Below are 26,553 nucleotides of genomic sequence, written 5' to 3' on the forward strand. Positions count from 1 at the left end.
CGCCGGGCCCGGCCCACCACGTACGGCAGTCGGGGTGCCCGCGCATCGGATGGCGTAGGCCAACCGGCGCCCGGCCGCGGTCGTTTTTAGCGTGGGCCACATGTCGAGCGTGAGTTGGGCCCCCGTCAGAGTCGTTACCGCCGCCACCGTTTGTGCCGCGAGTCTGTGGGCCGTGCCCGGTCCGGCAGCCGCCGATGGCCCGCATGGCATCGACAATCTGCGGGCCGGGGCACACGCGGCCGGACCAGCCGGACCGGCCGAACCGGCCGACTTCGAAAGCCGGCTGGACCGGCGCGGAGTGCAGTTCCTGCCCCGGCCGGACGTGCCCGAGCCGCCGGAGGTCTCCGCCCTGTCATGGATGGTGACGGACCTGACCGACGGCAAGGTCCTCGCGGCCAAGGACGCCCACCGGCCACTGCCACCCGCCAGCACGCTCAAGACGCTCTTCGCCCTGACGGTGCTGCCGAAGTTCTCCCAGGGGGCGGTGCACACCGTCTCCCTGGAGGACCTGGCCGGGATCGAGTCGGGCAGCTCCCTCGCCGGCCTCAAGGAGGACATGCCCTACCAGGTCGCCGACCTGTGGCACGGCGTCTTCCTCAGCTCGGGCAGCGATGCCGTACACACCCTGGCCAGCATGAACGGCGGCTGGCGCAAGACCATCGACGATATGCAGGAGACGGCGCGCCGCCTCGGCGCGCGCGACACCCGGGTGGAGTCCGCGGACGGTTTCGACACTCCGGGACAGGTCTCGTCCGCCTACGACCTGTCGCTCTTCGGGCAGGCCGGGCTGACCGACCCGGACTTCGCCCACTTCGCCTCGACGAAACGGGCCGAGCTCCCGCAGGACGGCGGCCCGGACGCGTTCACCCTCCAGAACACCAACCGGCTGCTGGTCGGCTCACGCGGCGTCAGGCCGTACGACGGACTGATCGGGGTGAAGAACGGCTACACGACCCACGCCGGAAACACCCTGATCGCCGCAGCCCGGCGCGACGGCCGCACCTTGCTGGTCACCCTCATGAATCCGCGGTCCGGCGGCCGGAACGCCGTCTACGAGGAGACCCGCGACCTGCTGGACTGGGGATTCGAGGCGGCTCCCCGGGCCGCGGCCGTAGGAGTGCTCCCCACCGTGGAGCCCGTTGAGCGCACCGGTGAAACGCAGCCCGTCGCCCACCGGCCGCGACCGGTGCCGCTGCACAAGGCCGGGGTCGCGGCGCAGCCGGACGGCGCGCGGCTCACCCGGAACTGGTGGTTCCTGTCCGCGGCCGGAGCCGTCGGGATCATCGCCGTCGCCGGGCTCGGCACCGTTCTGTGGCGGCGCCGGCGCACCGTGCGCGCGAGCCCGGGCGGCGGGTCCGAGTCCGCCTGAGGCCGTCCCCGCGCCGCCGGCCCTCGTACATGCATCCGATCGGTCAGGGATACGGAGGACGCCGGATGGCCTTGCCCGGTGAAGGGCGACGCGTCAGCCACGGTTGTGCGGCCTGCCGGGCGTTGCTCGGTGTAGCGTCCTGATCAGCTGTCGTGGTTCCGAAGTGCCGGACGCCCGTGTCGCCTTCACGGGCGTCCTTGCTGTGTAGCGCGTCTCCGGACCAGGGCGATCACCTCCGGGTTCCGCAGCAACGCGGAAGCCGATTCGAGCCCATTGAACGAAGGAGACGGACATGGCTTCCGGCACGGTGAAGTGGTTCAACTCGGAGAAAGGCTTCGGCTTTATCGCCCAGGACGGCGGCGGCGCCGACGTCTTCGCGCACTACTCGAACATCGACGCCACGGGCTTCCGTGAGCTGCAGGAGGGCCAGAAGGTGACCTTCGAGGTCACCCAGGGGCACAAGGGCCCCCAGGCGGAGAAGATCCGGCTGGCGTAGGCCCGGCGCACTCGCCCCTCGGTGCCCGCTCCCGACCCCCGGGGCGGGCACCGTCGTGTGGTGCGCGGCCCCGGCCTCACCCGGTCGGCCGCATTTCACGGCAGCGTGCCGCCGGCCTCACGGGCGGCGGTCGCCGCGGATCGTCCGGCATCAGGACGTCAGGGGTCGTCAGGGGTCGGCCGGGCGGACTACACAGTGATCATCCGTTCAGCGCAACGGCGCAACGGCGGGGGTGACCGCCGGGTGGGCCGCCGGTTCAGGGCCGCGGTGGCTGGTCCGGGCCCTGCCCGCCGCCGAACTCGTCCCTGAGCTTCTCCTGGCCGGTGTCGACCTGGCCCTTGTACTTGCCCTGGGTCTTCTCGTCGGCCATGTCGCCGGTCTTGTCGATGCCCTTTTCCGTCTGGCTCTCGTGGCCCTTCAGCATGCTCTTGATCTTGTCCATCATGGACATGATGCGTCCTCCTCACGAAGGTCCCCCACGACTCCAGCATCGTCCTCTCCCACGCGATCTGCATCCGCGCGCCAGAGGCGCCGCCGCACGCCCCGGCCGCAGTGGCGCCCGCTTCAGGAGCCGCTCGCGACCGGTGCCTTCATCCGGTCGCTGATGAACTTGATCGAACCGGCGGCCATGCCCTTCTGGTAGTCCCAGGCGTTGTGCCGGCCGCCGGGGATGATCTGGAGAGAGGTGTGGATCGGGCCCTTGCCGTACGCCTGCCGGAAGCGCTGTATGGGGGCGGTGACCGCGGCGGGCTCGCTGGAGCCGGCCTGGAAGGCGAGATAGACGTCCGGACCGCCCTTCTGCAGCAGGCGCTGGGCGAGCTTCTCCGGGTCGTTGGCGTTCTTCTCCGCCTGGTGGCCCGCCCACAACGGCGAATCCGGCGCCATGTCCGGGCCGCTGGCTATCGCCGCCTTGAACTTGTCCGGGTGCTTCAGCACCGACTTCAGGCCGGCGAAGCCGCCCGAGGACGACCCCATGAAGGCCCAGCCGTCACGCGACTTGAAGGTCCGGAAATTGGCCCGGGTCAGCTGGACGACGTCCTCCGTCAGCCAGGTCCCCATCTTCTGGCTGCCGGGTATGTCGCTGGCGTCGTGGTACCGGGTGTCCGGGTTCAGCATCGGCATCACCACGATGAACGGCAGGCTCTTGCCCTCCGCGGTCCACTGGGTGAGGTTCTCCTGCAGCTCGATGTCGCCGCCGACCCAGTAGTTCGTGACCCCGCCCGGTTCCTTGGGGCTGCCCAGACCGCCCGGCAGGGCTATCAGCACCGGAAATCCGCTCTTGGCGTATTTCGGGTCCCCGTATTCCTTCGGAGCCCAGACCCAGACGCTTCCGGTGACTCCGGATTTCTGGCCCCGCAGCGTCGCCCGCGCTATATGGGTGCCGTCGTCCAGTGTCCGGGTGATCCGGAAGTCGCTCTTCGGGCCGGTCGGCATCAGGGTGTCGTCATCGACGGGCCTGGCCCGCGCGGCGCCGTCGCCCTTTCCGCCGGCGTTGAAGTCGACCGGCTTTCCGGCGTCCGAGCAGCCGGCGAGCAGCGAGGAGGAGGCGGCGAGCGCGAGGGCGAGCGCGACGGCGTAGGGGCGTTTCAAGGGAGGCTCCGCGGCTGAGTGATCACGTGCAAGTGCTCATAAAGAGGGAAAAGGGGTGGCGGAGGTTCCCTTGCCGTGAGCCGCCCCGCGGGGCTCGTCCCACCCGTATGGAGCAGTGCCGGCCCGGCGTTTTCCACCGGGCGGTCCCCGGCCCGCTCGACGGGCAGGGTCCCGTGGTCCGGCCGAGAATGCAGCGGTGAGCGATGAACACCGCAGTGCCGATGATCCCGCCCCGCGCGCCGGGCCGTGTGACGAGGAACGACGGCTCGCCAGGAAGGCGCTGGCCGGCCATGCGCGGAACGCGGACGATCTGTCGTTGTTGATGGACATGCTGGGCCTGGACCCGAGCCGGGATCCGGACCACGAGGCGCCGTACGGCCATGACACGGGCCGCGGCCAGGAATGGGGCGGCGGCCCCGGGCGCGGCTCCGGACGCGAGCGGCGACCGGAACTGCGCCGGGACGCCCGGCCGAGATGGGGCGGGCCCCGGGCGTAACCCACGCCCCGGGGCTCTCCCCCCTGTCCGGCCGCTACCGGCCGTCCGCCCGGGTCAGCCGCACCGTCACGATCTGGAACGGGCGCAGCCGCATCCGCAGGGTGTTCCCCTGCCGCTCGATCGCCGGGCCGTCATCGGTGGGGCGTTCGAGCAGATCGGTGGTGACGGCACCGACCGGGTCGAAGCCGGTGGTGAGGGTGGTGACGGCCCGCCCGCCGTGTGCCTCGTGGAGGCGGACGATCACATCGCCGATCGCATCGTCGGCGAGTTTGACCGCGGTGATCACCGTGGCGTCATTGTCGGCCGTGACCAGGGGCGGCACCGCCGTGGCGCCGGTGATCCGGCGCTCGGGCAGGTTGAGCCGATGCCCCTCGCGTACCGCGTCCCCGATGGCGGCGCCCGGCACGAGCGCATGGCGGAAGCGGTGTACGCCCTGGTCGGTCTCCGGGTCGGGGAACCGCGGGGCGCGCAGCAGGGAGACCCGGACGGTCGTGGTGGTGCCACGGTCGCCGGTCTCCCGGACGGTACGGGTGACGTCATGCCCGTAAGTCGCGTCATTGACCAGCGCGACGCCCCAGCCCGGCTCCTCCAGGTGAACGAACCGGTGGGCGCATGCCTCGAACTTGGCTGCCTCCCAGCTGGTGTTGGTGTGGGTGGGCCGGTGGAAGTGGCCGAACTGGGTCTCGGCCGCATAGCGCTCGGCATGCAGATCCAGCGGGAAGGCGGCCTTGAGGAACTTCTCGGTCTCGTGCCAGTCGACCTCGGTGCCCAGGTCCAGCCGCCGCTGCCCGCGCGCCAGCGTCAGCGACTGCACCACCCGTGAGGCGCCGAACGTCCGGGTGACGCGTACCGTCGCCGCCTCCCGGGACACCTCGCCGAGCACGACCTCGTCCGCGTCCGTCAGATCGGTGACGACATTGCGGTAGAAGGCGTCCACGTCCCAGGCGTCCCACATGTTCGGGAAATCCGGATGGAGCTGCAGCAGATTCGCCGCCCCGCCGGGCGCCACCGTTTCGCGGCCGGCCACCAGGTCGTACACGGAGACCACCAGGCCGCGGCCGTCGATGCCGACCCGCAGCAGACCGTTGGTGAGGGTGAACCCGCCGCCGTCGCGGGGCACGGCGGACACCTCGGGCCCCTCGCTCACCGCGGGTCCCACGGCACCCGCCGCGACACCGCCGCGGGTGTGCGGCGCCGAGTTCACCGTCAGCTCCGTGCCGCCGCGGCCGGTCAGTGCGGCCAGCGCGGCGGCGACGATGTCCTCCAGCTCGGCGGCGACCGCCGCATAGGTCCGGGCCGCCTCGCGATGCACCCAGGCGATGGAGGAACCGGGCAGGATGTCATGGAACTGGTGGAGCAGCACCGTCTTCCAGATCCGGTCCAACTCCTCGTACGGATAGGGATGGTGCGCCAGGACGGCCGCCGTGGCCGACCAGAGCTCGGCCTCCCGCAGCAGCTGTTCGCTGCGCCGGTTGCCGCGCTTGGTCCCCGCCTGGCTGGTGAGGGTCCCGCGATGCAGCTCCAGATACAGTTCGCCCACCCACACCGGCGCCTGGGGGTACTCCGCCTCCGCCTTCGCGAAGAAATCCGCGGGCCGCTCCCACTCGACCGTCGGCGAACCGTCCAGATCGCGCAGTCGCCGCGCCTTGGCGATCATCTCGCGGGTGGTGCCCCCGCCACCGTCGCCCCAGCCGGTCGGCGCGAGCGAGTGCCTGGCCACCCCCTTGTCCTTGAAGTTCCGTGCCGCATGGGCGATTTCGCTGGCCGCCATCTGGCAGTTGTAGGTGTCCACCGGCGGGAAATGGGTGAAGATCCGGGTGCCGTCGATGCCCTCCCAGCGGAAGGTGTGATGCGGAAAGGCATTGATCTGGCTCCAGGAGATCTTCTGCGTCAGCAGCCACTTCGACCCCGCCGCCCTGATGATCTGCGGCAGCCCCGCGGCGAAACCGAAGGTGTCCGGCAGCCACGCCTCCTCGTTCTCGATGCCGAACTCCTCCAGGAAGAACCGCTTACCGTGCACGAACTGCCGGGCCATCGCCTCCGATCCGGGCATATTGGTGTCCGACTCCACCCACATACCGCCCGCCGGAACGAACCGCCCCTCCGCGACCGCCTTCTTGACCTTGGCGTAGACCTCGGGCCGGTGCTCCTTGATCCAGGCGTACTGCTGCGCCTGCGACATCGCGAAGACGAACTCCGGCTCGTCCTCCAGCAGCGCCGTCATGTTCGACGTCGTACGGGCCACCTTCCGCACCGTCTCGCGCAGCGGCCACAGCCACGCCGAATCGATATGCGCATGCCCCACCGCGCTGATCCGGTGCGCGGAGGCACCGGCGGGTGCCGAGAGCACCTCCCGCAGTGCCGAACGGGCCGCCGTCGCCGTCCCGTTGACGTCCTGCAGATCGACCGCGTCCAGCGCCCGGCCCGCCGCCCGCAGCAGCTCCCAGCGCCGGGGGCTGTCCACCGCGAGCTCCGCCATCAGCTCACCCAGCACCTCCAGATCCTGGATCAGCTCCCACACCTCGGTGTCGAACACCGCCAGATCCATCCGCGCCAGCCGGTACTGCGCTGCGCTGCCCGCCGTCTTCCGGTCGCCCAACGGCGTCGGCCGGAACGGGTGGACATCGAGGATGACGGGGTTGGACGCGGCCTCCAGATGCCACTCGACGCGTTCACCGCCGCGCACCGGGGCACCCACCCGCACCCACTGGTTCCTCGGATTGACCGCCTTGACCGGGGTGCCGTCGGGCAGATGGACCAGCGCCTCGCACTGGAAGCCCGGCATCCGCTCGTCGAAGCCCAGGTCGAGCACCGCCTCCACGGTGCGGCCGGCCCATTCGCGGGGCACCTCACCGCAGACCTTGAACCATGTCGTTCCCCAGGGCGCGCCCCAGGCGTCACCCACCGCCACCGGCGTATGCGTGGCGGCCAGACCTTCTGCCACCGGCCCCGGCTCGCCCGGCGCGACCCACGCCGCGACCTCCAGGGGAACCGCTTCCGGATACAGGGCGGGCCGGATGCGCTCCTCCAGGACGCGCTTGAGGCGGGCTTCGGTCAGTGCACGGTCGTCATGCATGGGAGAGGGCTCCGTAGCGTTGAGAGGGGGGGGAGGGCGGCGGTCACCGCCGGGACTCACCAGGGCAGCTGGACCTTCGACGGCTTCGAGACGGTGAACAGTTCGTGCACCGCGCGTACTTCGAGCCGGGCGGCCGGCTCGTCCCCCGCGCGCCGCAGGCCCGCCACGTAGTACGCCGTGCCGCAGGTGCCCCCGAGGAACTCCCAGCGTCCGTCCGGCAGTTGGCGATACAACTCGTAGTGGCGCACCGGGCCCGGGGCGCGCCGCCAGCTCAGCCGCACCGCGGTCGCCCCGTCCGAGGAGGCGGTCCCGGTGACCGTCAGCCCGCTGGGCGCGGCCGGGGACGCGGTGCCGTCGCGGACCGCGAGCGCCCCCAGCCGCCAGGCCACCGCGGCGCCACCACGGCCGGTCAGCCGCACCCCCAGGGCATGCAGGGTCCCGGTGCCGAGGGCGCCGAGCCGCAGGGAGACGGTGCGCCAGCCCTCGCCCGGCTGGAGGGTCCCGGCCGGCAGATGGACGTACGGAGCGGGCTCGCCCGGCGCGGGGGCATCGCGCAGGGCGACCGCCACCTCGACGGTCACCGGCCCCGACGACGGGTCGGTGCGATGGGTGAGGTCGAGGACCGTGGCGGCGCCGGCCGGCAGCCGGGCGGGGAACAGCTCCAGGGTGGCCGGCCGGTCGAGGGCGCCCCGCACCAGCAGACTGCTGCCGCCGCGCCAGGCGTCGGCGAAGTCGAAGGACACATCCGGGCGTGGGCCCGCCGTGCGCACCGCCCAGCGTCTCGGCGGCAGCCGGTCCTGGAGCCCGAGGTGGTTCCAGGGGGTGCCGGAGGTGGCCGCACCGTTCTCGTACCAGCGCAGTCCGTGCCCCGTGTTGAAGGTGGTGGCGAAGGGCAGTGAGGTGAGCGTCGAGCGGTCGGCGACGGCGGAGGCCGGCGCCCGCCAGCCGCCGCCCGTGCCGCCCGGCCGGGTCGGATCCAGGCCCTCGCCGGACCAGAAGCGGTCGTCCGCGGCATGGAACTGGCCGGGCGTACGCCCCGCGGGCAGATGGCTGAGGGTCCACTCGGGGCGGTAGAAGCCGTACGAGACGACGTGGTCGCGCCCGGTGGGGAGGATCGCCTCCCAGTCCGTGCCGCTGTCCCAGCCCGCCGATTCGACATCGACCCCGGCCCACAACTCATAGCGGCTGCGGCCCAGTTCCTCCGCCAGCCGCCCGGAGTCCGCCAGCCGCCCGGCGCTCCACCGGAAGTCCACGAACATCGAGTCGGCGACCGGCCCGGCGTCGTCCTGGAAGAACGGCTGATTGAGCTCGTCGAGTGCGCCCTGCCAGCCGACCTGCCCGGTCCGATTCATCGCGTCGTACCAGGTGATCCGCAGACCGTGCCCGGCGCCCGCGGCGCGAAGGGCCCGCAGGAACGCCTGCATCTCGCCGGCCAGCGCGGCATCGCCACCGCCGGTCTCCGCGTTGAGGAACCAGCCGTCGAAGCCGTACACCCGCGCGACCTGCACCAGCTTCGCGGCGAGCGGGAAGCGCCCCGCCGCGTCCCGCCGCACCAGATCGCGGGTCCAGCGCAGCTGCCCGCCGTAGGCGACCGGCGGGAGGAAGACCGTGCCGAGCACGGGGACACCATTGCGGTGGGCGGCGTCGACGACCGGGGCGTTCGGCGCCAGGATCAGGCCCTCGCCGGACGAGCCGCCCCAGAAGACCAGCTCATCGAGGTACGCCCAGTGGGTCGGCGCATAGTGGTCCGCGGTCGCCGAGCCCTGCGACGGGTTGCCCGCGGTGTGGTCGAAGGCCGCGAGCGCACTGATCCGGGCCTGCCCGGCGCGGGCCGTGCTGTTCGCCGGGACCGGTGTGAACCGCTCGGCGAGCGGCACGGTCGCGGTGTTGAACGCCAGATCCCGGTCGGCGCCGGGCGTCCAGGCGGCCAGACTCCGCCAGGTGATGCCGTCCCCGGGGGTGCCCGACGGCAGCGAGTCGGGGAACCAGTACGAGGCGTACGGCTGCAAGGAGTCCGCGGCTGCCCGGGGCCGGCCGGCGGCCGCAGCGGTGCCGCCCCCGGGGGACGCACCGAGCAGCGCGGCCGCGGTGCCTGCCCCGGCCAGCAGCACCCGGCGGCGGGAGACGGGGAACGGTTGCCGGTTCATGAGCTGCTCCTCCGGTGGGGGACGGCCGGTGACGGCCGGCGCGGGGCGCGGCCGACGTCATCGGGTGTGCAGACCTCGGTGATGCCACGCGACGTCAAATGTGCACTGTCGGCGGCGAGTTCGGACAGTACGAGGGTGGGCCGGACCCCCTGGGCGGTGAGCTCGGCCCAGGCCTCGAAGACCGGGCCGCCGGGGGCGCACACCGAGCGGCGGGGCGCGGCCTCGGCCCCGCCGGCGTCGACGGTCAGCGCGGTGCTGCGGACCGGCGGCCGGTGCGTGCGGCCCCGCCACTCCGCGACCAGCGCCGCGAGGGCCCGCCCCGCCGGCTTGACCGTACGGTCGTTGCCGAGCAGCCCCAGCCCGTACTCCAGCTCGGGGAAGTCCGCGAGCGACCGCGGCACATCGTGCGAACACCACCAGGTGACGCCCCAGAGGTCCGGGCAGTCCAGTGCGGCGGTGACGGTGGCCTCGGTGAACCGCGCCGCGCGGTCCTCGGGGATGTGCGGGGCGGGCGCGCCGACCTCCTGGAGCCAGACCGGGCGGTGCGGGTCCGTGGCCCAGGCCTTGGACAGCTCGATGAGGTAGGCGGCGTGGTGCTCGGTGGCGGTGCCCGTCGGACCGTGCCGCTGTGCGGTGCCGTTGAAGACCCAGGAGTGCACGGCCGTGACGGCGCCCAGCCGGGCGGCGTGCGCCGGGGTGAAGGGGTGCCCGTCCTGGTACCAGGCCGCGTCGTAGGCGGCGTGCAGATGCATCCGGCCCGGCGCGCCCCGCTCGCACGCCGCCAGCATCCGCTCCAGCCAGGCCGCGGCCTGCTCGTCCGTGATGCGGTCGGGGTCCGGGTGCGGCCGGTCCGAGAACTGGTTGATCTCGTTGCCGAGCGTCATTCCGAGGAAGTTGGGCCGGTCGGCGAGCGCGGCGGCCAGCGTCCGCAGATACTCCTCCTGGCCGGAGCGCACCTCGGGGTCGGTGAAGAGGTTGCGGCGGTGCCAGGTCTGCGTCCAGGCGGGCAGGAAGTCGAAGCTCGACAGATGGCCCTGCAGTCCGTCGACATTCACATCGAGGCCGCGTTCGGCCGCGGCGTCCGCGAGCTGCACCAGCTGTTCCACGGCGCGCGGCCGGATCAGGGTGCGGTTGGGCTGGAACAGCGGCCAGAGAGGGAAGACCCGGATGTGGTCCAGGCCCAGACCGGCGATGGAGTCGAGGTCGGCGCGTACGGAATCCAGGTCGAAGTCCAGCCAGTGGTGGAACCAGCCGTGGGTGGGCGTGTAGTTGACACCGAAGCGCATGGGGCTCCTGTGGGTATGGGGGCGGGGATACGGGGAGGGCGGTCAGCCCTTGACGGCGCCCTCGCCGACGCCGCGGAAGAAGGAGCGCTGCAGACACGCGAACAGCACGATCAGCGGGAGCACGGCGATGACGGTGCCCGCCGCGACCAGCCGCTGGTTGTCCGCGAAGGTGCCGTGCAGAAAGTTCAGCCCGATGGTCAGGGTGAACTTCGACTGGTCGCTCAGCACGATCAGCGGCCACAGAAAGTCGTCCCAGGCCCCCATGAACGCGAAGATCGCGACCACCGCGAGGGTGCCCCGGACCGACGGCAGCGCGATCCGTACGAACCGCTGCCAGGCGTTGGCGCCGTCGACGAACGCGGCCTCCTCGACCTCGTAGGGCAGGGCCGCGAAGGCATTGCGCATCAGCAGCACGTTCATGGCGCCGATACAGCCGGGCAGCACCACCCCGAGCAGGGTGTTGTTCAGCTGCAGCTCCCGCATCGTGACGAACTGGGCGATCATGATGCTCTCGACCGGCACCAGCATCGCCATGATGAACACGACCAGCGCGCTCTTCCGGCCGGTGAAGCGCATCCGGGCCAGCGCATAGCCCGCGAGCGCTGCCCCCGCGCAGTTGGTGAGCACATTGGTGACGGCCACCTTGAGGGAGTTCAGCGCGAAGTCCCAGACGGGGATGGTCTCGGCGACGCCGGCGTAGTTGTCCAGCGTGAACCGGTGCGGCAGCAGGCTCGGGGGATAGCGGTAGATGTCCTCGCCGGGGCCCTTGAGGGAGGTGGACAGCTGCCACAGGAACGGCCCGATGGTCAGTGCCAGCACGGCGAGCAGCAGCAGATAGCGGAGCAGCAGCTGCCACCGCCGTATCCGGCGCCCGGCGCGCTCCCACCCGGCCCGGCGGTCCGGCTCCCCCTGCACGGCGGCGCTCATGCGTCCTCCTTCCGGTTGGCCCGCAGCACCAGCAGCATCAGCCCGAGCGTGAGGACGAAGACCACGACGGACAGCGCCGAGGCATAGCCGACCCGGCCGCTGAGTCCGGTGCCGACCTGCTGGACGAGCATCACCAAGGTGGTGTCCTCCCCGCCGGGGCCGCCGGTCGGACCGGCCATCAGATAGACCTCGGAGAACACCTTGAAGGCCGCGACCGAGGACAGCGCGGCCACCAGCACCATCGTGGAGCGCACCGCGGGGACGGTGACGGTCAGGAAGCGGCGCACCGCCCCCGCTCCGTCCACCGCGCAGGCCTCGTGCAGTTCCCGGGGGACGTTGGCCAGCGCCGCCAGATAAATGATCATGTAGTAGCCGAGGCCCTTCCAGACCGTGACCGCCATCGCGCTGAGCAGCAGCAGCCATGGATCGCTGAGAAAGCCGACCTTGCCGAAGCCCAGGCCCTCCAGCAGCGCATTGATCAGTCCCCGGTCGTCCAGCAGCCACACCCAGATCAGCCCGACCACCACGACGGAGGCGACCACCGGCGTGTAGAACGCGGCCCGGAAGAAGGTGATCCCGGGAAGGTGCCGCTGCACCAGCATCGCCAGCAGCAGCGGCAGCATCACCAGGAGCGGTACGACCCCGAGGACGTACAGCAGGCTGTTGCGCAGCCCCGTCCAGAACATGGCGTCATGGATCAGCTCCCGGTAATTGGCGCCGCCGACGAACTGCCCCGCGGTGAGGGTGCGCGCATCGGTGAACGAATGCGCCACCGTGCTCAGGAACGGATACAGGCTGAATGCGGCGACGATCAGCAGGCCGGGAGCCAGAAAGAGCCAGGGACTGGACGGCAGCTGTGTACGCGTGCCTCGGGCGGGCCGCCGCGCCGGGGCCGGCGGGGGAGCGACGGCCGGTGCCTCGGCCACTGTGAACCGCTCGCCCGGTGTCATTCCGGTCTTCACGAAATACCCCGGTCTCAGGCGGTCTTGAGCAGGCGATTGCACTCGGCGACCGCGCCGTCCAGTGCCGCCCGGGGAGACTGCTTTCCCTGTACGGCCTTGGCGACCGCATTGCGCAGCACGGTCTTCATCTGGTCACTGAGCAGTACCGGGGTGTAATTCACCGCCGTCTTCAGCGACTTGGCCGAGGCCACCCGCACCCGGGTCGCATCGGTGCCGTCCTCCTTGGTGAAGTACGGATCGTCCAGCGAGCCCTTGGTGCTGGGGAAGATCGTGACCTTCTTGGCGAAGGCCATCTGGTTCTTCTTGCCGGTGACGAAGTGCGCGAACGCCACCGCCGCCGGCTTGACCTTGCTCTGCGCATTCACCATCAGGCCCTGGACGTACATATTGGCCTTCCCGGTGTTGTTGACCGCGTCCGTGATGCCGATGTGCCGGTAGAGGCCCGGTGCCTCCTTCTTGAAGTTCTCCAGGTCGAGCGCGCTGCCCGGATTCATGGCCACCGACTGCTGCTGGAACTTGCGCCCCGCGGACTCGGCCTGTGCGGTGAGCGCCTGTGAGTCCAGCGCCCCGGCCGCATACAGCTCCTTGTAGTGCTTCAGCAGCTCGACGCCCTTGGGCTCGTTGAAGGTGAACTCCGTGCCCCGGGCGTTCATCAGCCGCACACCATAGCGTCCGAAGTCCTCGATCGACGGGGTGCCGGCGAGCATCGCGATCTTCCGGTCGCTCTTGCGCGCCATGGTCACGGCGTCCTTGAAGAGCTGGTCGTACGACGTCGGCGGCCGCTCCGGATCGAGCCCGGCCTTGGTGAAGAGCTCCTTGTTGTAGAACATCGGCCCGGTGTTCAGATACCAGGGGAAGGCATAGACGCCCGTCATTCCCGGCATCCGATGACTCTCCCAGGCCCCGTCGAGATACTCGCCACGGTATTTTCCGGCGGTCTTTTCCAGATCGAGCGCCAGCCCGGCCTTGGCCAGCGGATACGCGAGATCCGGCGAGACATTGACGACATCGGGCAGCGTGCCGCCGGCGGCGTCCGCGCTCAGCTTTTCCGGATACCCCTCGGCCGGCTGATCCACCCATCTGACCTCGGCGTCCGGGTATTTATTCTCGAAGTCCGCGATCACCCCCTCGAAGTATTTCTTGAAATTGGCCTTGAGGTTCCAGGTCTGAAAGGTGACCCGGCCCTCGACCTTCCCCGAGGCGCTGTCCGATCCGCCGGCTTCCTCCGAGGAACCGCATGCGGTCAGGGCGAGCGCCGAGGTGACCAGGGCGGCGGTGGTGGCGGCTGCTCGGCGGCGGGATATACGCATGGCTGGCGGCTCCTTTGCTCGGACCGGACACCAGGAAAATCATCGCGACCGGCCGGAATTCCGATTGCTTTACGGCAGCAGGAGATGAAGCGGCGGCCTTTCCGGTCATTGTGCTGGCCATTGTGCCGGTGATTGCGCGAGTCCTCGGGCGACGATGCGGCAGACGCTACTAATGCGTTTTAGTAGGTGTCAACACCCTGTCGGTCAACTTCCCCGGCCGAGCGGTGAATTGTCCTGGTCAAGGGCAGCCGGACAGCGTTTGACAGGCCACTTCACGCTGATCAGACTGAGGCGCACTAATGCGGTTCAGTACGAGGGAGAGCCCGCCATGACAGCGCCCGGTGAGGCGGCCCGGCGTAAGCCGGCCCGCCGGCCGACGATCAAGGACATCGCCCGCCGTGCCGGGGTGTCGGAGAGCGCCGTCTCGTTCGCGCTCAACGACCGGCCGGGCGTCTCCCAGGACACCCGCGCCCGGGTACGCCGCGTCGCGGAGGAACTCGGCTGGCAGGCCAACAGCGCCGCCCGCGCCCTGTCCGGTGAACGCGCCGGCGCCATGGGGCTGGTGCTCGCCCGGCCCGCACAGACCCTGGGCGTGGAGTCCTTCTTCCTGCAACTGGTCTCCGGCATCCAGGAAGTGCTCTCCGCGCGGCAGATCGCGCTCCTCTTCCAGGTCGTCGAGGACCTCGACACCGAGTGCGCGCTCTACCGCCGCTGGTGGGCCGAACGCCGGGTGGACGGCGTCCTCGTGGTCGACCCGCGCACCGACGACCCGCGCCCGGAGCTGCTCGCCGCACTCGGCCTGCCTGCCGTCGTCGTCGGCGGCCCGGCCGCCCCCGGGCCGGACCCCGCGGAGCCGTCCGCCGGGGAGCCGTCCGCCACCGAACCGGCCACCGCCGAACCGTCCGCCACCGAACCGGCCGCCACCCCGCCCCACCCGCTGCTCTCCACCGTCTGGGCCGACGACGCCAAGGCCATGGCACGGATCCTGGACCACCTCTACGGCCTCGGACACCGCCGGATCGTGCATATCGCCGGGCTGCCCGGCCTCGCCCACACCGCACGCCGGATCCAGTCGCTGCGCACCGAAGCGGACCGGCGGGGCCTCGACCGGCGCCAGGTCCACTCGGTGACCACCGACTACTCCGACGCCGAGGGGGCCGAGGCCACCCGCCGTCTCCTGGACGCCGCGCGGCCCCCGACGGCGATCGTCTACGACAACGATGTGATGGCCGTAGCGGGCGCTTCGGTCGCCGCCGAGCGCGGTATCCCCGTGCCGGGCGCGCTGTCGATCGTGGCCTGGGACGACTCGGCGCTGTGCCGGGTCACCCACCCCCGGCTCACCGCACTCGTCCGCGACACCCCCGGCTTCGGCAGGCTCGCCGCCCAGGAACTCCTCGCGGTCCTCGACGGCGGCCCGCTGCGGACCGTCCAGGGCGAACTGCCGCACCTGGAGGCACGGGAGAGCACCGCAATGCCCCCGCCCGGCTGACCGTGGGGCCATATGGAACGCGCGCTGGACCGGGCCCTCGACCCGTTCCCCTTCCGCCCCCGGTGGTGGGTCACCTGCAGCGAGCTGCGGCACGAGCGTGCCGGTGACCCCGAGTTCTACCGCGCCCGGATCGGCGAGCACCTCGGCCGGAAGAAGCCCACGGACAGCAAGGCCTTCTTCCGCTTCCGCACCTACCGGGGCATCGGCGCACGCGGACTGCTGGACGTCGCCGCGGAGCACGGCTGGCAGCTCGACCCGGACAAGAAGCTCCGCCCGCTCCGACAGGTCGACCTGATCCGGAAGGCCCGGCAGGACACGACCTGACCTGCGTCACCTGACCCGCGTCGTGATGCCCGGTGCGGGGAGCGGTGACAGACTTGGCGGGCAGCCTGGTCGTGCTGCTACCCGCCGGAGGAGGCCGCGCACATGGCCGGCACGGACGATGCCTCGCAGCCCACGGCACGCCCGCGTGCCCTGGTCACCGGCGCCACCGGCTACATCGGCGGCCGTCTGGTCCCCGAGCTGCTCGCGGCCGGATATGCCGTACGGGCACTGGCCAGGGCACCGGAGAAGCTGCGCGATCACCCCTGGGCCGGGCGGACGGAGGTGCTGCGCGGCGACGTCACCGACGAGGACTCGGTCCGTACCGCGATGGCCGGTGTCGAGGTCGCCTACTACCTGGTGCACGCCCTGGGCAGCGGCCGCCGGTTCGAGGACACCGACCGCCGGGCCGCGCAGATCTTCGCCCGGCAGGCCCGCGTCGCCGGAGTCCGCCGGATCGTCTACCTCGGCGGCCTCACCCCCGAAGGCATCCCCGAGCAGGAGCTCTCGCCCCACCTGCGCTCCCGGGCCGAGGTCGCGGAGATCCTGCTGGAGTCCGGTGTCCCCACCGCCGTACTGCGCGCCGCCGTCATCATCGGCTCCGGCTCGGCCTCGTTCGAGATGCTGCGCTATCTCACCGAGCGGCTGCCGGTCATGGTCACCCCCAGCTGGGTGGGCACCCGCATCCAGCCGGTCGCCGTCCGTGATGTGCTGCGCTATCTGGTGGGCTGCGCCCGCCTCCCCGACGACGTCAGCCGGGCCTTCGACATCGGCGGGCCCGACATCCTCACCTACCGCGACATGATGCAGCGCTACGCACGGGTCGCCGGGCTGCCCGAACGGCTGATCCTCCCCGTGCCGATGCTCACCCCGCGCCTGTCCAGCCTCTGGATCGGGCTGGTCACCCCCGTGCCGCCCGGCCTGGCCCGCCCGCTCGCCGAGTCTCTGCGCCACGAGGTCGTCTGCCACGAGCACGACATCGCCCGCTACGTCCCCGACCCGGACCCGCCGGGCCACCCCATCGCCTTCGACGAGGCCCTGGAACTGGCGCTGCGCCGGGTACGGGACGCTGAGGTCGCCACCCACTGGTCCAATGCCGCGGTGCCCGGAGCGCCGAGCGATCCGCTGCCGACCGACCCCGACTGGGCCGGTGGCAGCCTCTACACCGACCGGCGGGAGCGGACCGTGGACGCCCCGCCCGAGGTGTTGTGGCGGGTGGTCGAGGGCATCGGCGGCGACAACGGCTGGTACTCCCTTCCGCTCGCCTGGGCGGTGCGCGGCTGGCTGGACCGGCTGATCGGCGGGGTGGGGCTGCGCCGCGGCCGTCGGGACGCCGGCCGGCTGCGGGTCGGTGACTCGCTCGACTTCTGGCGTGTCGAGGAGGTCGAGCCGGGCCGGCTGCTGCGGCTGCGCGCCGAGATGCGGCTCCCCGGCCTGGCCTGGCTGGAACTGACGGTCGGCCGTGATGCCCACGGCCGTACGCTCTACGGCCAGCGGGCCCTGTTCCACCCGCACGGACTGACCGGCCATGCCTACTGGTGGTCCATCTCCCCTTTCCACGCCGCGGTGTTCGGCGGAATGGCACGCAACATCGCGGCCGCGGCGGCGGCCGAGCACCGGAGTCGTCCGGAGCGAGCGGCCCGCGCCGGACCCTGACGGTCGTCAAGTGGCCCGCCGGGCACGCCGGTTGACGCGCGCGATGTGTCACGCGATATGCCGACGGCGGGCTCCCGGGCGGGCGCTGCCCGGGAACCCGCCGTCGAGGACGATCAGTGGTGGGTCACCACACCGGCCGCCATCCGGCCGCAGTTGGAGCCGGAAACACTGACGCTGACCGACTCGATCGCGCCGCCCCAGTCCACACAGATGCCCTTTCCGGGCAGGTAGACGGGGCCGGCGTAGGAGGTGTACTGACCGCTGTCGTAAACCCAGTCCGAACTGCCGTCGGTGGCCGTGAGATAGGTGTACATGTACACCCGCTTACCGGGGCTGTTCCGCACCGTCACGACACAGTTCTTTCCGGTCTTTGCGCTGTACGTCAGGTACACGGTCCCCTTTCCGGTGACCGGTACGGAATTCACTACGCTGTAGCCGCTTCCGCAGGCTCCGTTGTACGCGGCGGCCTTGGGCGCGGCGGACGCGGTGGTGGCCGTCGCCATCGTGGCGATACCGGCCATGGCCAGCACTGCGGATCCTGCGATGGCACGAGAACGCTTCATGGAATACCCCCCGTTGGGTGAAGTGCGTCGCGTGGACATTTCGCAGTGTTGGACAGCGGCCGGCCGTGGATGGTTGTACCGCGGCGTGAATTCGTCGCCGTGCCGGAGGAGTTGTCCAAAAAGGCCTCCCGCCGACGCCCGCGGCCGCGGGGGCGAACGGAAAAACGGCCGGTCCCCGGCGCCGGAGCAGGCGCGCCGGGGACCGGCCGTTGCGTGTGGGGTCAGTGGCCGTTCGCGAGAACCTTGAGGCGGGTGTACGAGCCGTTGAAGCGGTTACGGTCGCCGACCCGGTGGCCCGAGGAGGTGTGCTGCCAGATGCTGTGGTACTGCCAGCCGGCCGGCAGCGAGCCCACGGACGAGCCGTAGCGCGGGATCCACAGCGGGTTCGTCCTGCCGAACTTGCCGGAGTTGCCGGTGCACCGCTTCCACCAGTTGGTGGAGGTGTAGATGACCGCGTGACGGCCGGTCTCCTCCCGGTAGGTGCGCACGAAGTCCTGGATCCACCTGACCATCGCCTTGTGGCTCTTCCCGTAGCAGGTCGCGCCGTAGGGGTTGTACTCCATGTCGAGCGCGCCGGGCAGTGTCCTGCCGTCCCTGGACCAGTCGCCGCCGTGATCGGCGAAGTACCGCGCCTGGGAACCGCCGCTGGAGTGGTCGGGCAGCGCGAAGTGGTAGGCGCCGTGGATCATGCCGGATTCGTACGAGCCCCTGTACTGCTGCGCGAAGTACGGGTTCGTGTAGCTGGTCCCCTCGGAGGCCTTGACGTACGCGAACCGCACCCCGGACTTACGCAGTGACGACCAGCCGACCTTGCCGTTGTGGCTGGAGACATCGACGCCGGCCACGGCCCGGTGACCCGACGCCCGCGGCTCGGCACCGCCGGCCCGGTCGCCGCCCTCGTGGGCGATGATGGTGGAACCCATCCAGTCCTGTTCGGGGTGGGCGGGTCTCTTCTCGGCATCCGACGCCGTGGCGGAGCCGGTCAGCGCGAGGGGCAGCGCGAGCACGGAGAAAAGAGAAACGAGAGTTCCGGCCGCAAGGGGGACTGTACGGCGGGCCGGACCGGATCTGCGCAAGGGCATCGCATGCCTCCGAAGGCCTTCGGTTGAGTCAGGTTCGGCAGCTTTTGAGCAGAATCCTGCCGATAAGAGACATATACGCAGAACCGCCTGACTCTATGGCCCAACAGACCGTCAGTCCGCCGACCGGCCCTGCATCTCACCCGTCCGGCGGGCGGAAACGGCCACTCACGCCCCCGGCCCGGCCTCCGGGTCGTACGACAGAGCGAAGCGGGCCCCGGCACTGCCGGGACCCGCTCCACCGCGCAGCGGCGAACGCGCCATTCCGCCGCTTCGCAAGCTGCTCTATGCCGAGCCTGCCGGCTCGCTCGTGTGATGCGTCATGTCCCTGGCCTCATCTGGCAGGGCCGGCCTCGGGTGCCCATGACGGCTCTTAGGCCGCATCGGCTCAGTAGGCCGAGTCGACGTTGTCGATCGAGCCGTAACGGTCGGCCGCGTAGTTGGCCGCGGCGGTGATGTTGGCGATCGGGTCGGTGAGCTTATCGGGGGTACCGGCCACGTGGTAGGCGTCGAACGTGGGCTGGATCACCTGGAGCAGGCCCTTGGAGGGCGTGCCGTTGACGGCGTTGACGTCCCAGCCGTTGACGGCGTTCGGGTCACCGGCGGACTCCCGCATGATGTTGCGGTGCAGGCCCTCGTAGGAGCCGGGGATGCCCTTGGCCTTCATGATGTCCAGCGACTCGCGGATCCAGCCGTCCAGGTTGTTCGGGTAGTCCTTGACGGCCTCGCGCTCGGCGGAGCGGTTGGCGGCCTGCTGGGCGCTGTGCTGCTTCTCCACGGCGGTGACCTTCACGTGGTCGGCGACCGAGGCGGTCACCGGGCGGCCGGTCTTGGCGTCGTCGGCCTTGGCCGGCTGGCCCTTCGCGCTGACGGGCTTGACCGCGGCGGGGGAGTGCTCAGAAGCGGCCTGAGCGGTGTCCGGAGCCGAGGTGAGGGCCAGGCCCGAGGTGGCACCCGCGGCGGCCAGAACGGCCACGGCGACCTTGTGGGTACGGGTGATGCGGGTGATACGGGCAGCGCGGGGCAGGGTGAAGCTAGGCATGCAGAGTGACCTCTTCCAGGTACTGGGGACGGGGAGGCGGCCTTTTTTGGCGGCGCGTTACGTACCGGAGGTCTTTGCTGCGATCGCCTTGGGGCGTGATTCGCAAACTCGCTCTCGGTGCGTCGGAATCCATGGTTAACGCCGGTCCCGAATCGAGGCAATGGTGCTCTGTACTACTCATCTTCGTGAGATAAACCCTGATCTTCGAATGGATAAGCGTCCCCGGCGGTGTTGGCCCGGAATGGGCGCATGGCTATCGACTAAGCAGCTTCGTAAGTGACGTACATCGCGTGCCTCGGGTCACCCGATAACGGCATCGAAGGCCGCTTGGCCCCCCTCTATAAGTTGCCTGGCTCACAGCCGAATTAGCGCTCTCCGGCACCGGTCCGGGCGCCGGCGGCAGCCGATTTATCCGGGTGCCGTCCCGATGTGACGGTGGGGGAATCGTCAAATGTGGTGAGGGGTACTGTGGCCGGGGCCAAAAGTGCGCCAATTGTGCCCTGATTCACTATCGGCCATGGCCGGCAATTACGGCGGCGCGGTGCAGGAGAAGAGCGGACCGGCTCGGCCGTTGGTGAGAGCTCCACTACGGCAATACGGCGGTGCCGCTGGTCCGTTCGCAGCAGCGCCCGGAGCTGTCGCATGACTCCGGGACCTCCGCCCGCGGAAGGTGGCACCGCACACCGTCACCACTCACCGTAGGGACATGCTGATGCTCCGTCGTATTTCCGTTGTTCTCACCGGTCTTCTGGTCACCGGCTTCCTCGCGACCGGCGCTGCCGCCGCGGCACCGGTCGATGGCCGTCACCAGGACCGGCTCACGGCCAAGGAGCGGCAGGGACTCCGCATCGCCGGCGACGTCCTCGACGTGCTCTTCGGCGAGGGCCTGCCCCGGCGCGACCGCTACTGACCGGCGGCGCCGGGCGCTTGATGCCCGGCGCCGGTGCCACACGGCAAAACGGCAGTGGCCCCGCCCGCGGAATGCGGGCAGGGCCACTGCCGTTGCTGTGCTCGGGGCCGCACGGCGGCACCCGTATCAGTCTGCTCCGACCGTGCTGACGGTCGTGTCGCTCCGGCTCAGTAGGCCGAGTCGACGTTGTCGATCGAGCCGTAACGGTCGGCCGCGTAGTTGGCCGCGGCGGTGATGTTGGCGATCGGGTCGGTCAGCTTATGGGGGGTGCCGGCGACGTGGTAGGCGTCGAAGGTCGGCTGGATCACCTGGAGCAGGCCCTTGGAGGGCACGCCGTTGATGGCGTTGATGTCCCAGTTGTTGACGGCGTTGGGGTTGCCGCTGGACTCCCGCATGATGTTGCGGTGCAGGCCCTCGTAGGAGCCCGGTATGCCCTTGGCCTTCATGATGTCGAGCGACTCACGGATCCAGCCGTCAAGGTTGTTCGCGTAGCGCTTGGGGGTGGCCTTGGGGGCCTTGGGGGCGGCCTTCGGCGCGACGAGGGCCTTGCGCTCGACGGAGCGGTTGGCGGTCTGCTCGGCCGCGTGGTTCTGCTTCTCGGCAGCGGTCCCCTTGAGGCCGGCGGCGACGGACGAGGCGACCGCACGGGCCTGCTTGCCGTCGTCGGCCCGGTCCTTCGCGGTCATCGGCAGGCCGTTGGCGCTGACCGGCTTGACCGCGGCCGGCGCGTGGGCGGCGGTGGTCTCGGCGCCGCTCGGCGCCGCGGTGGCCACCAGGGCGGCGGCGCAGCCCGCGGTGGCCACCAGGGCTGCGGAGACCTTGTGCGTGCGGGTGAGGCGGGCGGGGCGGGGCAGGGTGAAGTTGGGCATGCGGATGTGACCTCTTCCAGAGCTTTGTGGCGGGGGAAACGGCCTTCGGTTGGCGCGTGAGGACCGAGGGTCATTGCCGCGTTTCGCCGCTCCGGCTGAGATCGCGGACTCGTTCTCGGTGCTACCCGGAACATGGTTAGCGCGGGCCCAGGATGGTGGCAAAGATGCCTTGTACTACCTATCTTCGTGAGATAGGGCGAGATGTCCGTTGTAAATACCGTGAATCGCGGTGTGCGCCGGGAAGGGCATCGACTAGGAATGCTCGTACGTGACGTACGTCTCGTGCCCGGCATCACGCGGCACGGACGCCGCATTCCGTTCCGCGGCGCCGCGGAGTTGCCTGGCTCACACGGTGAAGAGGTAATTCCGCAACGGGCCGCCGGCCGGTCGGCAATGCCGGGGAGCTCCCATCGCGCGCGCCCCCCATGGGCTCCATAGGGGGCGCGAGAATGCGGCGGTAAAGGGGGAAGCGGTAATTCAGTCCGCCAGCAGCCGCGCGGCGAGCTGCTCGATACGGTCGTGCCACGCATCCAGCGCGGCGTCCGTGTCAAAGCCCTCCGGCCCGGTCTGGGTGAGGGCGAGACGGGGGCCATGGCCGGTGCCCTGGCCCAGCTCCCAGCGGACCGTGCCCTGCGGATGCCAGCGATACGCGAGCACCGACGGGGCCGTGACCTCGGTGACGGGCCCGGCCGGCGCCTGCCGGCTGGTGAAGCCCTCCGGCGCCGGCGCCCCCGCGGCAGGCTCGTCTCCCGAGGTCAGCGCCGCCCAGACGGCCTCGGCAGGCCGTACGAGCTGGCGCTCGAAGCGGACCCGAGGGCCCGCCGCGGTGTCCTCGACCACCCCGCGCCCGAGATCGAACTGCTCCAGATACGCCTCGTGCAGCTCGCCCGCGTCGCGCTCGACGTGGGTCGAGTCGCCGTCGAGCAGCTGCGACAGCGCGGTGAGGCACAGATGCCAGCCGGAGGCGAAGCTGGCGCCGCCGAACCGGTCGCCGAAGGTGTGCACCAAAACCAGCAGCGAGCCGTCGCCGTCCGGGGTGATCTCCCAGCGCAGATGATCCTCGCCCCAGGTGAAGGCGAACAGCCGGGGCTCCTCGGCGTCGGTGACCGTACCGGCCATGGCGATGCCGCTCACCCCGGGCATGGCGAAGGTCATCGCTCCGCCCGGGTGGAGCTCCACGGTGACCTCGGAGGGGAACCACTGCCCGAGGTGTGCCGGGTCGGTGATCGCCGACCAGACCTTCGCCGGCGGATGGGCGAGCCTGCGCTCCATGCGCAGCGCGGTGCGGCCGTCGGCGGTGGTGAGGGTGTCGGAGTGCGGGTTCATCGGGGGTCGTCCTCCATGGCGTCGAGGTGCCGTTCCAACGCGTCCAGGCGACCGGTCCACAGATGCCGGTAATGCGCGAGCCAGGCGTCCAGCTCGGCCAGGGGCTCGGGCCGCAGCTCGTACCAGCGGCGCTGGGCGTCCTGCCGGACCTGGACGAGACCGGCCTCGCGCAGCACCCGGAGATGCTTGGAGGTGCCGGGCTGGCTCAGCCCGAGCTGCTCCGTGAGCTCGCCGACCAGCCGCGGGCGCTCCAGCAGCAGGTCGAGGATCTTGCGCCGGCTCGGCTCCGCGAGAACGTCGAACGGTAGGGTCATGGCCTCAGAATGCCACTTGGGTTATATAGCTGCAAGGGAATGTTGCCGAGGTCCAGGGCTCACACACATGCCGGATCGGCCGGCGACGGCTCCTCGCGCACCACCGGCGCGAGGCAGGGCGCCGAGCTCAGCGGTTCATCGGTGAAGAACCGCGCCGCCAAGTCCGCCACCTCCTGCGGGCGTTCGAGCACCACCCAGTGATCGGCATCGGGAATCGTCAGAAAGCGGCTGCCCGGGATGGTGGCCGCGAAGTCCCGCTGCCGGGCCGGGGAGGTCACCGTGTCGTGCTCACCGCTGAAGACGAGCGTGGGGACATCGGTCAGGCCGCCGGAGAAGTCCGGCCGGTCCGAGATCCCGCGGCGCAGCGAGTCGACCGCGTGTCGGGAGTTCCGGGCCGCATGCAGCATCGAGCGCCGGACATAGCGGTACGCCAGCTTCCGTCGGGCGACGTGCCGACGGTCGTCGAGGCACATCAGGCCCTGGGCGACCAGGGTGGCGAAGGCCTCGGTGTCGCCCTGCGCGAGATGATCGGAGGCCCGGCGCCACAGCTCGACCTGGGCGTCGCTGATGTGCGCCGGAACCCCGCCGAGGGCGAGCCGCGCGATGCGGCCGGGGAACCGCCGGGCGCACCCGTAGGCCAGACCCGCCCCGTACGAGAAGCCGAAGAGGTTGATCCGCGGGACCTCCAGATCGTCGACGATGCGCTCGATCGCCGCGCACACGACATCGATGCTCGGCCCCGGAGGGAGCGGGTCGGCGCTGCCCATGCCCGGCAGATCGGCGGTGACCACGTCCGCCACCGGCCCCACGTGATCTTCCATCTGCGGCCAGCCGTACATCCCCTGCAGTGCGCCGCCCAGCACCAGAACGGGCTCGGTGATCCGCTCCGGCTGCCGCAGCCGCCGGTAGGAATAGGACACCCCGTGCACCGACAAAGAGCGGATCATTTCCTCGGACATGGCAGATTCCTTCTCGGGGCACCGGCGGGCGGGGCGCGCCGGCAGGGGCGCGCGGTGGGTCTAGCGAGTCAGTACGAGCGCGGCATTGTGCCCGCCGAAGCCGAGCGACGTCTTGACCGCGCAGTCGAACGCGGCCTGCCGGGCCTCCGTGCGCACGATGTCGATCGGGATCCGCGGATCCGGTACCTCGAAGTTGGCGGTCGGCGGCACCAGCTGCTGTTCCAGGGCGAGCACGGTGAGCGCGGTCTCGATCCCGCCGGCGGCGCCCAGCGCGTGCCCGGTCATCGCCTTGGTCGAGGTGACCAGCGGGTGATCGCCGAGGACCCGCCGCAGCACCGTGGCCTCGACGCGGTCGTTGACGACCGTCGAGGTGCCGTGCGCGTTGACATGGCCGACGTCCCGGCCCTGCACCTGCGCGTCCGCCAGCGCGATCCGCAGCGCCCGCTCGATGCCGTTGCCCTCGGGGTCCGGGGCCACCGCCGCGTAGGCATCGCTCGACGCGCCGTAGCCGCGGATATGGGCGCGGACGGGTGCCCGGCGGGCGCTCGCGTGCTCGGGCCGCTCCAGCACCAGGAGCCCGGCGCCCTCGCCGACCACGAAGCCGTCGCGGCCCGCGTCGAAGGGTCGGCAGGCCGCGGCCGGATCGTCCCGGCGGGTGGAGACCGCCTTCATCTGGCAGGCGCTGGCGATCAGCAGCCGGGACAGCACCGACTCCGCCCCGCCGGCGAGGGCGATATCGCAGACCCCGGCGCGCAGCAGCTGGTGTGCGGTGCCCAGGGCGACCGTGCCGGAGGAGCAGGCCGTCGCCACGCCCATGCTGGGGCCCTGCGCGCCGATGTCCATGCAGACGCTGCTGGCGGCACTGTTGACGACGGTCAGCGGGGCGAGCTTGGGGGAGACACGGCGGGCGCCACGCCCGGCCATCGCGACATGCTGCTGGTCGTAGAACGGCAGCCCGCCGTGCGCGGAGCCGATGACCACCGCGACCCGGCTGCTGTCCCAGGACTCCGGGTCGAGCCCGGCATCGGCGAGGGCCTCGCGGGCGGCGATCACCGCCAGCTGCGAGAAGCGGTCCATCAGCCGCTGGGTGGCCACGCCGAGCAGCTCGGTGGTGTCCAGATCCGGGATGGTGTACATGAAGTCGCAGGGCAGATCGGCGAGTTCTTCCTGGTGGCTCACTCCGCCGGGCACCGTTTCCTGGGTGACGGAGTGCCAGGTGGCCTTCGCCCCCACGCCCGCCGCGGTCACCAGCCCCAGTCCTGTTACGGCCGCGGAGAACGGCTCCTGGCGGGCCGTCATGCCGGAACGTTGCCGTCGACGGCCGCCACCAGCTGGCCCACGGTGTTCCGCGGGGTCAGCGACACCTCGTCGAGGTCGATGTCCAGCCGCTCCTCGATGAGGACGCGGAGCTCCTCCAGTGCCAGGGAGTCCAGGCGCAGGCTGCGCAGCGCCGTCTCGTCGGTGATGTCGGCCGGGGGAACCCCGAATCGCTGGACCAGCAAGGTGTTGACAACTTCTGCCGCATTCACGTGGCGCTCCTCCGCTTGTCGTAGGCGATGCTGCCAACCGCGTCGTGGGCGGGATATCACCGGCGGCTCCGGCTGGTTTGACCACCCTTTATACGCCTTTGTACCGATGACTCCCCAACCTTGGTAGCTCAATGGGGTGATGAGCGACCAGGGTGGAGAATGCGTCCGCACCTCGCCTTGCGGACACCGCGGAAAGCACCTACGTACGTAACGCCGCGGACCGCCGAGAGGTACGGGGCGGACGTCGGCGGACTCGGGAACCGCCCGGGGTCAGGCCTCGTCGAGGGCGCTCGTGACCCGGCCCAACAGGCCCTGGAGCGTGCGCAGTTCCTCGAGCGTGAGGCCGGTCGCGGCCAGCATCCTGCGGGGGACCGGCAGGGCCGCCTCGCGCAGCTCGTCGCCGGCGGGGGTGAGGTGGATGGTGACCGACCGCTCGTCCTCGGTGCTCCGTTCGCGGCGGACCAGGCCGGCCGACTCCAGGCGTTTGAGCAGCGGGGAGAGGGTGCCGGAGTCCAGCCGGAGCTGTTCGCCGATGGTTTTGACCGGCTGGGAGCCGTGCTCCCACAGGACCAGCATGACCAGGTATTGGGGGTAGGTCAGGCCCAGGCCCTTGAGGGCGTCGCGGTAGACGCCGCCGAAGGCGCGTGAGGCGGCGTGCAGGGAGAAGCAGACCTGGTGGTCGAGGCGGAGCAGTTCGGCGTCGGGTACCGGAGGCCTGGTCGCAGGGGTCATGGACCCAGGTTAGCTCGCCGAGTCATTTAGTTGTGCACAACTGGGTTGCGCACAATTTGGATGTGTGCGACTGTGATGGGCGTCGGGCGGCCGGGGAACGGCCGC

25 protein-coding genes are annotated in these 26,553 nt (G+C 70.8%); 7 read left to right on the forward strand and 18 right to left on the reverse strand.

All coding sequences use genetic code 11. From position 1 onward, the window contains the following. The first annotated feature begins 172 nt into the window (after positions 1–172). Both NUT86_RS36895 and NUT86_RS36900 read left to right on the forward strand, forming a co-directional pair. On the forward strand, positions 173–1,369 hold the full coding sequence (locus tag NUT86_RS36895) for a D-alanyl-D-alanine carboxypeptidase family protein (RefSeq protein ID WP_159484535.1): 1,197 nt from the start codon (positions 173–175) through the stop codon (positions 1,367–1,369). A gap of 292 nt (positions 1,370–1,661) precedes the next feature. Continuing rightward, entirely contained in the window at positions 1,662–1,865 is a 204-nt protein-coding gene (locus NUT86_RS36900; RefSeq protein ID WP_006601696.1) for a cold-shock protein, read from the forward strand. Positions 1,866–2,121: 256 nt separating this feature from the next. On the opposite strand, the gene NUT86_RS36905 is transcribed toward NUT86_RS36900, so the two are convergent. Then, entirely contained in the window at positions 2,122–2,316 is a 195-nt protein-coding gene (locus NUT86_RS36905) for an antitoxin (protein WP_018092444.1), read from the reverse strand. A gap of 113 nt (positions 2,317–2,429) precedes the next feature. Further along, on the reverse strand, positions 2,430–3,455 hold the full coding sequence (locus NUT86_RS36910) for an alpha/beta hydrolase (protein ID WP_018092445.1): 1,026 nt from the start codon (positions 3,453–3,455) through the stop codon (positions 2,430–2,432). A 196-nt stretch (positions 3,456–3,651) separates the two neighbouring features. Here NUT86_RS36910 and NUT86_RS36915 point away from each other — a divergent pair, with 196 nt between their 5' ends. Continuing rightward, positions 3,652–3,951, forward strand: a complete 300-nt coding sequence (locus tag NUT86_RS36915) for a hypothetical protein (protein WP_018092446.1) — start codon at positions 3,652–3,654, stop codon at positions 3,949–3,951. Positions 3,952–3,985: 34 nt separating this feature from the next. Here the strand turns inward: NUT86_RS36915 and NUT86_RS36920 are convergent, their stop codons facing one another. From NUT86_RS36920 to NUT86_RS36945, 6 genes are read right to left on the reverse strand one after another with little or no spacing between them, the layout of a single operon-like run. After that, positions 3,986–7,027 (reverse strand): alpha-mannosidase, encoded by a 3,042-nt coding sequence (locus tag NUT86_RS36920; RefSeq protein ID WP_274739748.1) that lies wholly within the window; start codon positions 7,025–7,027, stop codon positions 3,986–3,988. Positions 7,028–7,083: 56 nt separating this feature from the next. Then, positions 7,084–9,174, reverse strand: coding sequence for an endo-beta-N-acetylglucosaminidase (locus NUT86_RS36925; RefSeq protein WP_274739750.1), 2,091 nt, complete (start codon positions 9,172–9,174; stop codon positions 7,084–7,086). Beyond that, entirely contained in the window at positions 9,171–10,460 is a 1,290-nt protein-coding gene (locus NUT86_RS36930) for a glycoside hydrolase 5 family protein (protein ID WP_274739752.1), read from the reverse strand. Before NUT86_RS36930 ends, NUT86_RS36925 begins: the two co-directional genes overlap by 4 nt. Positions 10,461–10,502: 42 nt before the next feature. Continuing rightward, positions 10,503–11,387, reverse strand: coding sequence for a carbohydrate ABC transporter permease (locus NUT86_RS36935; protein ID WP_274739754.1), 885 nt, complete (start codon positions 11,385–11,387; stop codon positions 10,503–10,505). Further along, the gene (locus tag NUT86_RS36940) at positions 11,384–12,337 is read right to left on the reverse strand and encodes a carbohydrate ABC transporter permease (RefSeq protein ID WP_446750847.1); all 954 of its coding nucleotides are present in this window, start codon (positions 12,335–12,337) and stop codon (positions 11,384–11,386) included. The genes NUT86_RS36935 and NUT86_RS36940 overlap by 4 nt, the downstream gene beginning before the upstream one ends. A gap of 26 nt (positions 12,338–12,363) precedes the next feature. Then, positions 12,364–13,659 (reverse strand): ABC transporter substrate-binding protein, encoded by a 1,296-nt coding sequence (locus NUT86_RS36945; RefSeq protein ID WP_274739758.1) that lies wholly within the window; start codon positions 13,657–13,659, stop codon positions 12,364–12,366. 328 nt (positions 13,660–13,987) lie between these two features. Between NUT86_RS36945 and NUT86_RS36950 the strand changes: the two genes are divergently transcribed. The 3 genes from NUT86_RS36950 (at position 13,988) to NUT86_RS36960 (ending at position 17,125) form a co-directional block, all read left to right on the forward strand. Next, positions 13,988–15,148, forward strand: a complete 1,161-nt coding sequence (locus NUT86_RS36950; protein ID WP_274739760.1) for a LacI family DNA-binding transcriptional regulator — start codon at positions 13,988–13,990, stop codon at positions 15,146–15,148. Positions 15,149–15,160: 12 nt separating this feature from the next. Further along, on the forward strand, positions 15,161–15,472 hold the full coding sequence (locus tag NUT86_RS36955; protein ID WP_159484521.1) for a hypothetical protein: 312 nt from the start codon (positions 15,161–15,163) through the stop codon (positions 15,470–15,472). A 102-nt stretch (positions 15,473–15,574) separates the two neighbouring features. Continuing rightward, complete coding sequence (locus NUT86_RS36960; protein WP_274739762.1) at positions 15,575–17,125, forward strand: SDR family oxidoreductase; 1,551 nt, start codon at positions 15,575–15,577, stop codon at positions 17,123–17,125. 113 nt (positions 17,126–17,238) lie between these two features. Here the strand turns inward: NUT86_RS36960 and NUT86_RS36965 are convergent, their stop codons facing one another. From NUT86_RS36965 to NUT86_RS36975, 3 genes are all read right to left on the reverse strand, one after another. Beyond that, positions 17,239–17,688 carry a hypothetical protein gene (locus NUT86_RS36965; RefSeq protein ID WP_026170126.1) on the reverse strand — a complete coding sequence of 150 codons (450 nt, stop codon included), beginning with the start codon at positions 17,686–17,688 and terminating at the stop codon, positions 17,239–17,241. 221 nt (positions 17,689–17,909) lie between these two features. Next, entirely contained in the window at positions 17,910–18,770 is an 861-nt protein-coding gene (locus NUT86_RS36970; protein WP_159484517.1) for a lysozyme, read from the reverse strand. A 385-nt stretch (positions 18,771–19,155) separates the two neighbouring features. Beyond that, complete coding sequence (locus NUT86_RS36975) at positions 19,156–19,809, reverse strand: transglycosylase SLT domain-containing protein (RefSeq protein ID WP_018092458.1); 654 nt, start codon at positions 19,807–19,809, stop codon at positions 19,156–19,158. A 706-nt stretch (positions 19,810–20,515) separates the two neighbouring features. Here NUT86_RS36975 and NUT86_RS36980 point away from each other — a divergent pair. After that, on the forward strand, positions 20,516–20,719 hold the full coding sequence (locus tag NUT86_RS36980) for a hypothetical protein (protein WP_262041754.1): 204 nt from the start codon (positions 20,516–20,518) through the stop codon (positions 20,717–20,719). A gap of 167 nt (positions 20,720–20,886) precedes the next feature. On the opposite strand, the gene NUT86_RS36985 is transcribed toward NUT86_RS36980, so the two are convergent. The 7 genes from NUT86_RS36985 to NUT86_RS37015 all read right to left on the reverse strand — a co-directional run bounded on the left by NUT86_RS36985 (position 20,887) and on the right by NUT86_RS37015 (position 26,448). Next, entirely contained in the window at positions 20,887–21,588 is a 702-nt protein-coding gene (locus tag NUT86_RS36985; RefSeq protein ID WP_274739766.1) for a transglycosylase SLT domain-containing protein, read from the reverse strand. 477 nt (positions 21,589–22,065) lie between these two features. Next, entirely contained in the window at positions 22,066–22,914 is an 849-nt protein-coding gene (locus NUT86_RS36990) for an SRPBCC family protein (protein ID WP_274739768.1), read from the reverse strand. Further along, on the reverse strand, positions 22,911–23,228 hold the full coding sequence (locus NUT86_RS36995; protein WP_159484511.1) for an ArsR/SmtB family transcription factor: 318 nt from the start codon (positions 23,226–23,228) through the stop codon (positions 22,911–22,913). Before NUT86_RS36995 ends, NUT86_RS36990 begins: the two co-directional genes overlap by 4 nt. 59 nt (positions 23,229–23,287) lie before the next feature. Further along, a complete protein-coding gene (locus NUT86_RS37000; RefSeq protein ID WP_018092462.1) occupies positions 23,288–24,187 on the reverse strand; it encodes an alpha/beta fold hydrolase in 900 nt (299 codons plus the stop codon). Positions 24,188–24,247: 60 nt separating this feature from the next. After that, the gene (locus NUT86_RS37005) at positions 24,248–25,486 is read right to left on the reverse strand and encodes a beta-ketoacyl-[acyl-carrier-protein] synthase family protein (protein WP_026170128.1); all 1,239 of its coding nucleotides are present in this window, start codon (positions 25,484–25,486) and stop codon (positions 24,248–24,250) included. Further along, positions 25,483–25,716, reverse strand: coding sequence for an acyl carrier protein (locus tag NUT86_RS37010; RefSeq protein WP_018092464.1), 234 nt, complete (start codon positions 25,714–25,716; stop codon positions 25,483–25,485). The genes NUT86_RS37005 and NUT86_RS37010 overlap by 4 nt, the downstream gene beginning before the upstream one ends. Before the next feature lie 270 nt (positions 25,717–25,986). Then, positions 25,987–26,448, reverse strand: coding sequence for a MarR family winged helix-turn-helix transcriptional regulator (locus NUT86_RS37015; RefSeq protein ID WP_148588503.1), 462 nt, complete (start codon positions 26,446–26,448; stop codon positions 25,987–25,989). Between the last annotated feature and the right edge of the window lie 105 nt (positions 26,449–26,553).

The organism is Streptomyces sp. G7(2002) (assembly GCF_028870195.1).
GTDB lineage: Bacteria > Actinomycetota > Actinomycetes > Streptomycetales > Streptomycetaceae > Streptomyces > Streptomyces nigrescens.

Bases quoted from the DNA above. Each gene is read 5' to 3' on its own strand.
- NUT86_RS36900 (WP_006601696.1), top strand. From the start codon at position 1,662: ATGGCTTCCGGCACGGTGAAGTGGTTCAACTCGGAGAAAGGCTTCGGC.
- NUT86_RS36905 (WP_018092444.1), bottom strand. From the start codon at position 2,316: ATGTCCATGATGGACAAGATCAAGAGCATGCTGAAGGGCCACGAGAGC.
- NUT86_RS36920 (WP_274739748.1), bottom strand. From the start codon at position 7,027: ATGCATGACGACCGTGCACTGACCGAAGCCCGCCTCAAGCGCGTCCTG.
- NUT86_RS36925 (WP_274739750.1), bottom strand. From the start codon at position 9,174: ATGAACCGGCAACCGTTCCCCGTCTCCCGCCGCCGGGTGCTGCTGGCC.
- NUT86_RS36930 (WP_274739752.1), bottom strand. From the start codon at position 10,460: ATGCGCTTCGGTGTCAACTACACGCCCACCCACGGCTGGTTCCACCAC.
- NUT86_RS36935 (WP_274739754.1), bottom strand. From the start codon at position 11,387: ATGAGCGCCGCCGTGCAGGGGGAGCCGGACCGCCGGGCCGGGTGGGAG.
- NUT86_RS36940 (WP_446750847.1), bottom strand. From the start codon at position 12,337: ATGACACCGGGCGAGCGGTTCACAGTGGCCGAGGCACCGGCCGTCGCT.
- NUT86_RS36945 (WP_274739758.1), bottom strand. From the start codon at position 13,659: ATGCGTATATCCCGCCGCCGAGCAGCCGCCACCACCGCCGCCCTGGTC.
- NUT86_RS36950 (WP_274739760.1), top strand. From the start codon at position 13,988: ATGACAGCGCCCGGTGAGGCGGCCCGGCGTAAGCCGGCCCGCCGGCCG.
- NUT86_RS36955 (WP_159484521.1), top strand. From the start codon at position 15,161: ATGGAACGCGCGCTGGACCGGGCCCTCGACCCGTTCCCCTTCCGCCCC.
- NUT86_RS36960 (WP_274739762.1), top strand. From the start codon at position 15,575: ATGGCCGGCACGGACGATGCCTCGCAGCCCACGGCACGCCCGCGTGCC.
- NUT86_RS36965 (WP_026170126.1), bottom strand. From the start codon at position 17,688: ATGAAGCGTTCTCGTGCCATCGCAGGATCCGCAGTGCTGGCCATGGCC.
- NUT86_RS36970 (WP_159484517.1), bottom strand. From the start codon at position 18,770: ATGCCCTTGCGCAGATCCGGTCCGGCCCGCCGTACAGTCCCCCTTGCG.
- NUT86_RS36975 (WP_018092458.1), bottom strand. From the start codon at position 19,809: ATGCCTAGCTTCACCCTGCCCCGCGCTGCCCGTATCACCCGCATCACC.
- NUT86_RS36980 (WP_262041754.1), top strand. From the start codon at position 20,516: ATGCTGATGCTCCGTCGTATTTCCGTTGTTCTCACCGGTCTTCTGGTC.
- NUT86_RS36985 (WP_274739766.1), bottom strand. From the start codon at position 21,588: ATGCCCAACTTCACCCTGCCCCGCCCCGCCCGCCTCACCCGCACGCAC.
- NUT86_RS36990 (WP_274739768.1), bottom strand. From the start codon at position 22,914: ATGAACCCGCACTCCGACACCCTCACCACCGCCGACGGCCGCACCGCG.
- NUT86_RS36995 (WP_159484511.1), bottom strand. From the start codon at position 23,228: ATGACCCTACCGTTCGACGTTCTCGCGGAGCCGAGCCGGCGCAAGATC.
- NUT86_RS37000 (WP_018092462.1), bottom strand. From the start codon at position 24,187: ATGTCCGAGGAAATGATCCGCTCTTTGTCGGTGCACGGGGTGTCCTAT.
- NUT86_RS37005 (WP_026170128.1), bottom strand. From the start codon at position 25,486: ATGACGGCCCGCCAGGAGCCGTTCTCCGCGGCCGTAACAGGACTGGGG.
- NUT86_RS37015 (WP_148588503.1), bottom strand. From the start codon at position 26,448: ATGACCCCTGCGACCAGGCCTCCGGTACCCGACGCCGAACTGCTCCGC.